This window comes from Butyrivibrio sp. AE3006, from assembly GCF_000424165.1.
Classification (GTDB): domain Bacteria; phylum Bacillota; class Clostridia; order Lachnospirales; family Lachnospiraceae; genus Butyrivibrio.
Genome location: NZ_AUJJ01000017.1, coordinates 39,756 through 52,076 on the forward strand (window position 1 = coordinate 39,756; position 12,321 = coordinate 52,076).

General features: G+C 40.9%; 9 protein-coding genes, 1 other RNA gene and 1 pseudogene. 2 read left to right on the forward strand and 9 right to left on the reverse strand.

The annotated features are described in order from the left end of the window. The 3 genes from G603_RS0109350 to G603_RS0109360 are packed head-to-tail and all read right to left on the reverse strand — an operon-like array spanning position 1 to position 2,280. Positions 1–570, reverse strand: coding sequence for a GNAT family N-acetyltransferase (locus G603_RS0109350; protein ID WP_026670064.1), 570 nt, complete (start codon positions 568–570; stop codon positions 1–3). A gap of 4 nt (positions 571–574) precedes the next feature. Beyond that, positions 575–1,390 (reverse strand): glutamate 5-kinase, encoded by an 816-nt coding sequence (gene proB, locus G603_RS0109355; protein ID WP_026670065.1) that lies wholly within the window; start codon positions 1,388–1,390, stop codon positions 575–577. 20 nt (positions 1,391–1,410) lie between these two features. After that, entirely contained in the window at positions 1,411–2,280 is an 870-nt protein-coding gene (locus G603_RS0109360) for a hypothetical protein (protein ID WP_026670066.1), read from the reverse strand. A gap of 350 nt (positions 2,281–2,630) precedes the next feature. Here G603_RS0109360 and G603_RS0109365 point away from each other — a divergent pair, with 350 nt between their 5' ends. After that, complete coding sequence (locus G603_RS0109365) at positions 2,631–3,533, forward strand: hypothetical protein (protein WP_026670067.1); 903 nt, start codon at positions 2,631–2,633, stop codon at positions 3,531–3,533. A 713-nt stretch (positions 3,534–4,246) separates the two neighbouring features. Here the strand turns inward: G603_RS0109365 and G603_RS0109370 are convergent. Next, positions 4,247–4,525: a hypothetical protein gene (locus G603_RS0109370; protein WP_026670068.1), complete on the reverse strand. Its 279-nt coding sequence runs from the start codon at positions 4,523–4,525 to the stop codon at positions 4,247–4,249. Positions 4,526–4,795: 270 nt separating this feature from the next. After that, positions 4,796–5,146, reverse strand: a transfer-messenger RNA (tmRNA) gene (ssrA, locus tag G603_RS21950). A 175-nt stretch (positions 5,147–5,321) separates the two neighbouring features. On the opposite strand from ssrA, the gene G603_RS0109375 reads away from it, so the two are divergent. Beyond that, entirely contained in the window at positions 5,322–7,169 is a 1,848-nt protein-coding gene (locus G603_RS0109375) for a DUF6020 family protein (RefSeq protein WP_026670069.1), read from the forward strand. Here G603_RS0109375 and smpB read toward each other — a convergent pair. The 4 genes and pseudogenes from smpB to G603_RS19860 form a co-directional block, all read right to left on the reverse strand. Beyond that, entirely contained in the window at positions 7,162–7,626 is a 465-nt protein-coding gene (gene smpB / locus G603_RS0109380; RefSeq protein ID WP_026525708.1) for an SsrA-binding protein SmpB, read from the reverse strand. The genes G603_RS0109375 and smpB overlap by 8 nt on opposite strands. 498 nt (positions 7,627–8,124) lie before the next feature. Then, positions 8,125–10,092 (reverse strand): annotated as a pseudogene (gene rnr, locus G603_RS0109385) (ribonuclease R); the annotation flags it as partial. A 107-nt stretch (positions 10,093–10,199) separates the two neighbouring features. After that, positions 10,200–10,442, reverse strand: a complete 243-nt coding sequence (secG, locus tag G603_RS0109390; RefSeq protein ID WP_026494752.1) for a preprotein translocase subunit SecG — start codon at positions 10,440–10,442, stop codon at positions 10,200–10,202. Between the two features lie 58 nt (positions 10,443–10,500). Further along, entirely contained in the window at positions 10,501–12,309 is a 1,809-nt protein-coding gene (locus tag G603_RS19860) for a glycoside hydrolase (RefSeq protein ID WP_051207686.1), read from the reverse strand. Positions 12,310–12,321 lie beyond the last annotated feature (12 nt).

Sequence of the window (12,321 nt, forward strand, 5' to 3'; positions counted from 1 at the left end):
TTACATCCGCTTGAGAGTTTTCTTATTTTCAAAATATTCTTCTGCGCTCATACACATCATGGTCTCATTATAATTCTTCTTAAGCATTGAATTATAGCGATTCTCATTTCTGTGATGAAATTTAAGTCCGCATTTTGTAATCACACGCTCTGATCTGACATTTCCATCAAAGTATCCGCACCAGATTCTTCTGATACCAACCTCTTCAAAAAGATATCTGATAAGTTCCGTCAGAGCTTCTGTGGCAAAACCTCTGTTCCAGTAATCCCTGCCAACCCAGTAACCAATCTCGGCTTCGTCCTTATTTTCGATTCCTCTTTTGGGAGAATCGCCGATACGAAAGCCCATACTACCGATTGGATCCTCAGTATCCTTAAGTCTTATGGCAAATTCACCATCTGCGGTCAGAACAGATCTTATAATAGCTCTTGAATACTCAACATCTGAGTGAGGAAGCCATCCGGCCCCTTCCCCCACCAAAGGATCACATGCCATGGCGTATAGCTTTTCTGCGTCAGAATCAGTCCATTTTTTTAGAATGAGTCTTTCAGTTTCAATAGTGACTGCCATCACATCAGTTTTCCTTTGCTACAAAAAGCGTACCTACATGCTTCTTGTTGATTATGTCGTAGAGACTGTCTGTGTTCTTACCATTTGTAATAAGAACATCCACACCTCTCTTGGTAGCATACTCAGCTGCCTGGAGCTTAGTTATCATTCCGCCGGTTCCTCTGTTGGAGCCGGAGCCTTCACCCTCAGCAAGGGCATAGATTTTCTCATCTATCTCTTCAACTCTGCTGATGAGCTTTGCATCAGGATTCTTTGAAGGGTTACTATCATAGAAGCCATCAATATCAGACATGATTATAAGCTTGCATGCACCGCAAAACGCAGCAACAATTGCAGAAAGCATATCATTATCTGAAAACAGCTTCTGATCAGATTCAATCTCCGCATGGCTGACAGAGTCGTTCTCATTTACAATGGGAATAATGTGATTCTCAAGGAGCGCATCAAAGGTGTTCTGAAGATTCACTCTGCGATCCTTATTTTCCACATCATCATTGTCCAGTAGGATCTGTCCCACAAGCCTTCCGTATTCACCAAAGAATTTATCATAGAGATGCATGAGCTCACTCTGTCCCACAGATGCGGCAGCCTGCTTAAGTCTCATATCCTTTGGCTTTTGAGAAAGGCGCATTTTATTAGCCCCGACGGCAATAGCGCCGGAGCTAACAAGAACTACGTCATATCCAAGATTCTCGATGCCAGCAAGAGCACGGCATAAGAGATCTATCTGATGGATGTTGATACCTCCATTTTCATTTGTAATGGTGGAGGTTCCAACCTTTACTACTATTCTTTCTTTTCTGATTTTCTTAGGACTCATTTTTTCCCTTACAATCCGGATTAGTCGTTATCGTAGTTAACTATCTTGTTAAGATAATAATCAACGTATCCCTTAGTGCCTTTGACTACATAATTTACTCTGATAATTGTGGTTGCGTATAAGCTGTTCTCGATATACTCACCATCTTTATCTTCTTCTCTGGTAGTCTGAACTGATTCGCTGAGCTTTAATTTCTTACCATTTTTGAAGTTCTCAAAATATAAAACAGGCTCAACGTTCTTGGTATCCTTGTCGGTAACGTTCTTATATCTGCCGATCTGGATAGACTCAAGAGAATAACCCTTGTTCATCTGAACCTTAACCTTACCCTTAACAGCATCAGTAACTGAGTTCATGCTACCAAGCATGCCTGTCTTTGTTGAAAGAGTTTCGTTACCGAAAGTAATCTTCTTTACAGGTGTTGTTGCATTGAACTTAACCTTGAACTCTTTTCCGTTTACAGTGAACTTAAAGTTATACTTTTTCTCCTTCATAGGATAGAAAGAAAAACGATAAGTAACTGAATCATTGTTGTAGTCATAAATTGTAGCTGTCTTGTTGTACTTAAGATTTCTTGAGCAGTTTATGTTTCTGATCTTATACTTCTTCTCATCAGAGCTGATCTTTACTTCAAGAACATTCTTTGCGAAAAAGCCGGGAGTCAGTGTGATGTAATCCCTGCTTACGTCCTTGCCTGTATCCTTGTACATAACATTGCCTTTTTTGTTAAGAGCCTGAGTTACTTCTCTTACCTCAACCTTAACTCCATCGTCAACAAAAGCGTCATAAGATGCCTTTGCTTCGATAGTACTTGTAGGATTACCACTAACTATGAATGTAGCTGCAAGAACAGCTGCAAGCGCTCCCTTAAAAATTTTCATACCTTTCATACCATTTCTCCTTTATAAAATAATAGATTTAGTACCTAGCATACATTCTAACCACAAGGATATGTAAATGCAAGAAATTTTCTGACACTTGACGGCGTCGCACTCAAATATAAATATTTATAAAATCAATTTTTTAACCCATGGAATTATTTCCTAACAGGCAAATAACTATATGTAACCAATTTAATTAACACGTTCCTAATATTCCGCACTGATAAGCGCAGTACAGCAATATTGACATTTGCAAAATGAAATTCCTGTTCCATATAAGAATTTTCAAAAAGAATGTCGATATAAAAATTGAGCTATCTACAAATTGATGCAATGGAATATTTTTAGGAGGTTACTATATGGTTAGAATGTTTATTTTCAAAAAAGTAATGGCGGTTATCACGGGGCTGGCCATATCAGCTTCACTATTTCCGGGCAGTATTGCCCATGCTGCAACAAATACCATCACCGGCATCCCTATGCTCCCGGGCAATAACCTCGTTGAAACGACCAAGACTGCCTCTCTGACAGTAAACGGAATCACCTTTGACATGTCCGACCACAATGGAGATTTCTTTGTTGACGTACGTCTTGAAACACTCACTGATGAAGGTTCCATAAATCCTCTCATGGATGCAGGCTACGATGAAGCTTTCAGATATACATTACATGCCGGATGTATTGCCCCTGGGTATGTGGATCAAAACCAGAAATATACAGGGACACTTACCGTTCCCTATGCATCAGAACATGATCCGAGTTCAGCTGTAATGATAGAGATGTTTGACAATAGCCCTTCGGCATCGGATACAGCAAAAGTTCCGGTTACCGATAATCACGATGGTACCATATCTGTCCCTGTAAGCCTAATGTATTGGGAATACCCACCATCAGGAAGCACAGGTCTAGTTGGCGAATTCAGAACCAATGCTGTTATTGAGTTTAAGATATCAAACGGTAAGGATACAGATAAAAAAGATTCTTCTGTAAAAAAGCCTAATAAAGGAACAGTTTCAAGGATATCCAATGTCAAGGGTGCAAAAGCCAAGATTACAGTTAAGAAAGTAAAGGATGCTACTAAATATCAGATCCGATACAAAGTCGGCAGTAGTAAAAAATGGAAGACTGAGACCAGTACATCAAACACATTCAAAGTTAAAGTTGGCAAAGGTAAAAAGATAACCGTACAGGCAAGGGTTGCAAATAAGGCAGGATACGGAAAATGGGGATCATCCAAGAAATTTAAAACAGATAAGAAATGATAAACCGGATCAGAGGTCTCGTCGTTCGACTCCCTCTCTTCTCCAACAAAAAGAGGACTTGCGTCCTCTTTTTTAGTGGAGCCGGCCGCATTTCCATATTCATGTAAAACATATTTTTTTGATCACATCGAAATACCTATTTTTTTCGATACCTACGATCTTTTGTTGTTCCAAGACTCTCTACCTTACCGAGCTCAACGAGTTCATTCATTAACTGTCTTGTTCTTGGACCTTTTAATCCAATGATTCCGGCAATAGCCTCCGTAGTATATTCTCTGCCATCCTCCATTATTGTTAGGATTTGTCACTGGCGCTTAGTAAGAGCGTCCATTTTATCCGCTGACTCCTTATTTGAATTCGCTGATTTATTCGCTGATTTTTCATCAGAATTCGCTGATATATTCGCTGATTCGATACTTATCTTTAATTCATCTGATATCAATGAGGCGATGACGAATACGATAAGCTTTTCGCAGTAGTGTCCCGTCTCAATTTATTGTTTATGGATCCTGAAACCGGAAAAGCAGCACGCTATCTCGATATTTTCAGTCTAACAGTACGCCTACTTCATGAATACATGTTAAATAGTCACTGTGAAGCAAGTCGAATCCTATAAATAATGGTATTTCATACAATATCCCCATAGACATGATAATCTCATGTTTCGTGGGGATATTTTTTACAAATTAAAAAGAGCAGGGGAAACAATTCCTCTACTCTTCTGTATTCGCTATAAATCCTAAAGCCATAAAAGCTTTTAATACTGCCAGTTCCTTTTTACTCTTCAGTTTAGAAACTATCTTTCCAGCACCTATTTCAAGCTTATCAGCCCCACATTTGTTTCTTACGGAACAAACACTTGATTTGCTGATATCAAGCCCATATGACCTCTTAACCCACTTTCTGACGCCTCCGATCGATAGCTGATATGAATTCTGCCATTTTTCGGACTCCGCTTCAAATGGGTTACGAAAGCCACAAATTAGGTACATTCGTGTTTTGAACACCTTTATGGACAGGTGTTCGTCAATACACGGTATAGTGGATTAGAGAGGAGTCCCTCTCTGCTCCAACAAAAAAGAGGACTTGCGTCCTCTTTTTTAGTGGATTAGAGGGGAGTCCCACCGGCGGCTTAGCCGCCTTTCGGGCCGGTCTTCGACACGAAAGCGCCACTGGCGCTTTCTCACTGAGCTTTGCTCAGTGGTCTCGTCGTTCGACTCCCTCTCTAATCCTACAAAAAAGAGGACTTGCGTCCTCTTTTTTAGTGGATTAGAGGGGAGTCGAACCCCTGTCCAAAAACCCGTCCCCTGTCCTTCTACTGTCGTAGTGAATTATTGTGGGCAAGCCCGATTCCCTTACTTCACCGGAAATTCACACCCTAAGAAGTTCGGTAGCTTCATGATACGACCATAACCGCAAAGCTTAAGCTATGTCGTTTCCTGCAAAGTCGACGCAGGTTACTGAATGTGCAGGTGCACTCAGGCCTACGCGCTGCACTTAGGCAGCGAGTGCTAAATTATCTTCAGCGTTTATATTTAAGTTTGAGGTTTAACGCACCATCCTGCGGACAGCTTCTCCAGCTTCAGAATCCCTGTCGAAACCTTTACTAACCCTTATTTAATTGTAAATGTTCTATTTACTCTGCCTATTATATCGGCTTATTCTCAGAAAATCAACTGAACCTGTGGTATAAAATATGCTATAATTTTTTAGTCAAAACCGCTTAGTTTATGCTTAATTCTATCAAAGCAATTTGACATAATCATAATATTATTCAGGGTGAAATCAGTGAATACAAATATCGAAGCAGGATCCACTTTTTCAATTATAAAGCATTTGAATAAGAAAACAGTTATCACAGGGCTTATTGAGGCTCTTTTCATATTCATGTTTTTCCAGGCTCAGAATTCCAATCTCTTTGCTGAGCTTCTTAATATGGAATACTTCTCATTTGCGGATGCACTTCAGCTTCTTTTCCCATACTCAGTTCAGACTATGGCAGTATTCTTCTGTGTATGTCTGGGAGTATTAGTGTCGTTTGACGCTTCAGAAGCCAATATCTGCGACAGGATCTCATCCCTCATCTTCGCACTCTTTATGACAGAGGGATTTTCTATAATCACTACAGATTCATTTTTTGAAAATATGTATAGTTCAAGATTCATTCTCTTTGCAGCAGTGTATTATATAGGTAGTTACTTTTTGATGCTTACTGCATTTAGGTATTTAAAGCGCCTGTTTTCCTTTATCTGCGCTGCTTCAAAAGGTAAAGCATTGCCAAAATTCTTTGATCACACATTCAGAAACTGTACTATTCTCTACTTCTTATGCTGGTTGCCTTATATCCTTCTCAGATTCCCTGCAGGCTTTGAGTATGACGGTTATCATCAGATTGCCAGATTCATGGCAGGTAATGTAACAGCTCACTGGCCGCCTGCATCCACAGCATTCATGGGTATATTCGTATTCATTGGAGATAAAATCTTTGGCAGTACTAACCTTGGCATTTTCGTAATGGTTCTGGTGCAGTCTCTTATTGGAGCGCTTATATTTGCTTATTGCACTGATACTCTAAAAAAACTAAATGTACCCTCTATCTGGATCATCATCAGCACGGTAGTTTTTGCAGTTGTTCCGATTTACCCCGGATACATAACTTCTGTAGTTAAGGACACTTTATTTACCTGCTTCGTTGTTCTTTATTTATGCATCCTTGCAAGACTCATATATCTTGGAGAAAACAAAAAGCAGCTAATAGCTTTATTCTTTATATCCTTCGCGGTAACTATCTTTAGAAACAACGGAATCTATCTTATTGGCGGCTGTATAATCTTTGCGATAATCGGACTAATCAAGAAAAAATCCATGCTAATCATCCCTCTTACCCTTGCTGCAGTATTTTACTTTATATATTCCGCGGCTTTTTTGCCTGCCCTTGGGATCAAGAAAGGCTCTGAAGCTGAGGCTCTTTCTGTTCCTTTTCAGCAGACAGCAAGAGTTGTGTCCATGCACAGCGACGAGCTTTCATCAGAAGATATAGAGAAAATCTCAGCAGTTCTTGACTACGACGTTCTTCTATCAGACTATGAGGCCTTTTTATCTGACCCTGTAAAAAAGACCTATCACGCTGAAGGTGATGCTCTGTCAAAATATCTTGGTTCCTGGTTCTCGTTATTTTTCAAATATCCTGACAGCTACTTTGATGCCTTCATCTCAACAGGTATAGGCTTCTACTATCCTGATGCCAGAATGGGTACTCCCGATGCCACATCAGGCGTATATTCCATGCTTTGGAACGACAAGGATGTTACATTCTCAGAGCCAGCCATGCTAACAGGCTTTAAACCCAAATTCAAGCTATTTATCAGAGTGATTGAGAATCTGCCATTAGTATTCCCTTTTGTAAATATTGCGATACAGTGCTGGATTCCAATCTGCCTTTTCTTTTGCAGCATAAAAAGAAAAGACGGAAAGCAGTTCTTACTGCTGATTCCGTCTATCTTAACCATACTCATTTGTCTCGCCGGGCCTACCTATATGAATAACGGCGGCAGATACGCTCTGCCTGTTGTCTATTCAAATATGCTGCTGATGGGACTTATGTGTTTTAAATCTGATAAAGGTGATACTATCTGAGGCTCACCTTATAATCTCTCATAGCCTCTCTCTGCTGATCCTTCTTGGCAGCCACATCTCTCTTATCGTAGAGCTTCTTACCTTTGGCAAGACCGATCTGGACCTTCACTTTTCCACGCTTAAAATACACTTCAAGAGGTACAAGAGTATAGCCCTGAGCCTGTGATGCCTGATCAAGCTTCCTGATCTCTGTTTTATGAAGAAGGAGCTTTCTTACTCTGAGAGGATCCTTGTTGAAAATATTCCCCTTCTCGTAAGGGCTGATATTCATGCCGCAGATATAAGCTTCACCCTTATCGATGCTGACCCAGGCTTCCTTAATACTGCACTTGCCCTGTCGAAGAGATTTAACCTCAGTTCCTGCAAGTGAAATACCTGCTTCATATTTTTCCTCTATGAAATACTCATGAAAAGCTTTCTTATTATTTGCTATTAATTTAATACTATCTTCTGCCATGTAGCCTAACCAACCTGTTTTTTATTTAATATTACAGGGAATAATCCATTATGTACATAACCCTGTAGTTCATCATTTCTTTTTCCGCTTGCCCTGAGCTGATCTGGCAGCCTTGGAGGTAGCGGACTTTTTATACTTATGTACCTTATAAACCTTGCGGCCCTTAGAGCCTGCTTCTTCCTTGGCTTTAATTCCTTTCTTGGATTTACCCTTCACCTTGGAATCAGCTTTCTTCTTAGATTCTGCTTTAGACTTGGATTTCTTCTTACGCTCTGCCTTGGAAGCTCTGTCTGCATCTACATCCTCAGCTTCAAGTGCAAGCCTTGATACCTTTGCGGCACGAAGCTTAGCAGGAGTCTTTTTCTCAGGTCTATCAGATTTTAAAGACTTTCTTTTCTTATCTGCCTTTGATCTCTTAGACTTTCCTTTTACAAGGCGGATTCGGCCATTCTCATCCTCCTCGTAGTAGTCCTCTTCATAATCATCATCCGTGAAAGGATCGTATGCTTCATCATCTTCCACATCCGAAACAAGCCTGAAATCAATGGTCTTACTGAGCCTGTCAGTATCAAAAACCTTAACCTTTACAGTCTGACCAAGCTTATAGGTCCTGCCTGTTCTCTCACCCACAAGACAAAAATTATTCTCGTCATAGATATAGAAATCATCCTCCATTGACGATGCAGGAACAAGGCCTTCGCAGGTATTGGGAAGCTCTACAAACATTCCCCATCCTGTAACACCTGACACAGTTCCTTCAAAGGTCTCTCCTATATGAGATTCCATAAACTGAGCCTTTTTAAGCTTATCTGTCTCGCGCTCAGCTTCCTCAGCTCTTCTCTCAGTGTCGGAGGAATGCTTTGCAACCTCCTCAAGTATTCCCTGATAGTGAGCAAGCTTTTCATCCTTCATCCTGCCCCTTAAGTAATCCTTAATAATTCTATGGATCTGAAGATCAGGATATCTTCTTATGGGCGATGTAAAGTGGCAATAATATGTGCATGCAAGACCGTAATGTCCAAGACATTCTGTACTGTATTTTGCCTGCATCATACTACGTAGAGCAATTCTGCTGATTACAGGCTCTTCCTCTGTGCCCTCTATCTTGGTAAGAAGCTTTTGAATCTCTGCGGGCTGTATGGAGTCAGACTTAAATCTAAGATGATATCCCAGGTTACTTATAAAGGAATTAAGATTAGCTATCTTTTCCATATCAGGCTGTTCATGGACTCTGTAAACAAAGGGTGCCTGCATCCAATAAAAATGCTCAGCAACTGTCTCATTTGCAGCAAGCATAAAGCTCTCTATCATGGTAGTAGCCGTATTGGACTCCCTCACCTTGATTTCAGTGGGATTGCCATCCTTATCAAGAAGAATCTTTGCTTCAGGAAAATCAAAATCTATGGCACCGCGGCTTCTTCTCTTTTTCTTCAAAATCTCGGAAAGCTCTGCCATCTCCTTAAACATAGGGACGAGATCCTTGTATCTGTCTATCTGCTCAGGATCCTCATCCTCCAAAATTGCAGCAACTGAAGTATATGACATTCTCTCATTTACATTGATAACCGTCTCAGCTATCTGATGTGAAATAACAGCACCGTTGCAGTCAATATCCATAAGGCAGCTAAGAGCAAGTCTGTCTTCGCCGTGATTAAGACTGCATATCCCGTTACTAAGTCTATGGGGCAGCATGGGAATAACCCTGTCTACCAGATACACACTGGTACCACGCCTGAAGGCCTCTCTGTCAAGAGCAGAGCCTTCCTGTACATAATTGGTAACATCAGCTATATGGACACCAAGATGATATATTCCATCAGATACAGTAAGTGATACCGCATCATCAAGGTCCTTGGCATCTTCGCCGTCAATAGTCACCATCACAGTATCCCTAAGGTCAAGTCTTCCATCCATATCAGCTTCGATGATATGGTCCTTTACCTTCTCGGCCTGGTTCATAACTTTCTCAGGGAAAACGCTGGGTATATCAAAACTCTCAACTATAGATAAAATATCCACGCCCGGATCATTTATATTACCAATAATAGACGACACTCTTCCCTCAGGCTTTCTGCCCTTTATGGGATCGCCGTAATCGGTCATGGTAACAACGACCTTATCACCGGATACAGCACCCTTGCTATGCTCCTTAAGAATGAAAACATCCTGAGTAAATCTAAGGTTATCAGGAATTACGAATCCGTAGGTATGACCATCCTGATAAGTACCAACAATCTTATCAATAGCGCGAACAAGGATATTAACAATCCTTCCCTCATCGCGATTACCGCCACTCTGAGCGGCAGTACTGATAATCTCTACTTCAACGGTATCACCCTGAAATGCAGTGCCTGTATACTCCTCGGGAATAAAAATATCATCAACTCTGTCCTCAACCTCTACAAAGCCAAAGCCCCTTGAATTTGAGATAAAGGTTCCCGTTATATTCTGTTTCTTCGCTGCTATTTTCCTCTTAGACATTAAATCTCCTGTTATCGAAACACAAAGCATTTCTTATAAGATGAAAAAGGCACTCTGTAAAGAGTGCCTTTCGTAAAATCAATTCAACTAAATTAGAAAACCTGCATATTAAGTACTACGCTAAGAACTACGAAAAGTACTGATAAAACTACAGTTGTCTTCTTGAGAATTCCCTCTCTGGAACGTCCTTTGTTCTTGCCCCAGTAAGTTGTCTCTGCAAAGCCCTGAATAGCACCAAGTCCCTGTGTCTTACCTTCCTGAGCAAGTACAAGTGTTACAAGTGCTACACAATCAAGTATAAATATAATAGAAAGTACAATCTTTAAAGCTGCCACGAAATTTTCCTCCTAACAAATTCACAAATACCAATATAAATTACCATAAAAACACAGATTAATCAACACCATCAACAATAAAAGTAGTGATAGATTGAGATTTAATATCTGCTGAAAAGCTCATATTTTCGCTGTTTACACTTATGGCTGCATCACCTGTGACATCAGCCCAGTTTTCGCCATCTGCAAGAGTTCCGCTGGTCCTTATGGCAGTTACATTTACTCCTGTGGATTTGAATCCGGTAAGCTCAAACTCCCAGCGCTCATCCTTATTGGCATTGCTTGTAGCCACAATCACAAGCTTTTTATCCTTAGGATCATAGGCACATACAGTGAAGTTATCCCCTGCAAGTATGCAGAAGCCGGGCCTTATATATCTTGTGTACTGACCAAGTGCATAATATTTCTTTGTAAGGATCAGCTCCTCTTCATTGTGATCTCCGATGGCGATTCCCCAAAGGCTGTTGCCACCTTCAAGATCAAGGTCTCCAAAGCAGTGGTCTCTTGTATGCCAGTCATAAGGGTTAGTCTCATCTATATGCACATCAACGGCATCCCAGAGAATCCAGGCTGCAGGTAAAAGCTCATTTATATCAGTTTTAAGCCATTTGGATAAGCCAAGACCCGAAGCCATTTCCCCGGCATTTTTACCAGCTACGAAATCACCGTCCACTTCGCTCATCCACAGGTTTTTACCTTCACTTTCGGCAAGCTTTCGGAGCTGTTTTCTCTCACTGCCTGTATAGCTGTGAGTATCTATTCTTGAAACAACACTTTTTGCATCATCAGATAATGCATTATAAGCCTGAATTGCCGAATCAATGCTGGTCTCATCTGTTCCGCTGATTATGATATCTATACCTTTTTCATCAAGCTCATCCTTTAATGCAACCAAAACTTCAGACTGCATATCGCCGGAGCTTATATGGCAACCCTCCTGCTTTGGGCTATAGCACTCCCAGTAGCTTGTGGTTGGCTCGTTCATTGGACTTACACTTTGAAAAGTAACAACACCTTCATTTTTCCAGTGCTCAATGACATCTGCCATGTATGCGCCAAAGGCTTCAATTGAATCCTCTCTAAGATTGTCCTCAGAAGGATTAAATCCGCCCGAAGTACAGCCGCTCACTGTCATGAAATACGGAGGAGAGTTGGAAAAAGCTTCTGCAATAAACTCATCTCCAGCTTCCCTAAGGGCTGCCTTTAACACATTCATCTGATTAACATCGGCGTCCCAGTTATAATTCCAGGCATAGCCGCAATCCTCAAAGGCTCTGTCGAAATTCTCTTCGTAATATGAAATGTCATGCTCTGATGTGTCGATTTTGGTCACATCAACAGCATATCCCGGAACCACAGAATCAGAACGTTTTATATGAGTCTTGTGGGGAACATCAATATCCACATTCTCAGCAGTAAATACTTTGCCGTCTTCAGCGACATTATCTCCGCCTCCCACATTATATCTTCCGATACACATTCCAAGGCCTTCGTCCTTATTAAAGAAAGCCTTTGCAGCAGCGTCTGTCAGCTTTTCACTGTAGCCTAATCTGTTGGCCCACCAGCAAAGGGATGTACCAAAGCCCTGAAATTCTCCATATCCGTCTTCATTGGTATCATTGAAAACAGAATGTTCTTCCAGAGACACTTTAATATTTCTGTCCGGTTCTTTATTCATAGAGGTCTCCCCTTCGCCTTCATTTACGCTATCTTCATCACTAGCACCATCTGTGTTATCAGAATTCGTAGCATCACCAGTTACTTCCCCGGAATTCTGATCATCAATATTATCTGTCCTCGTGCCGCAGCACCCAAGAGCAACAGAAAATATCACCGCTGCTAAAAGGCAGCTTATTGTTTTTTTCATACCTAATCCCCA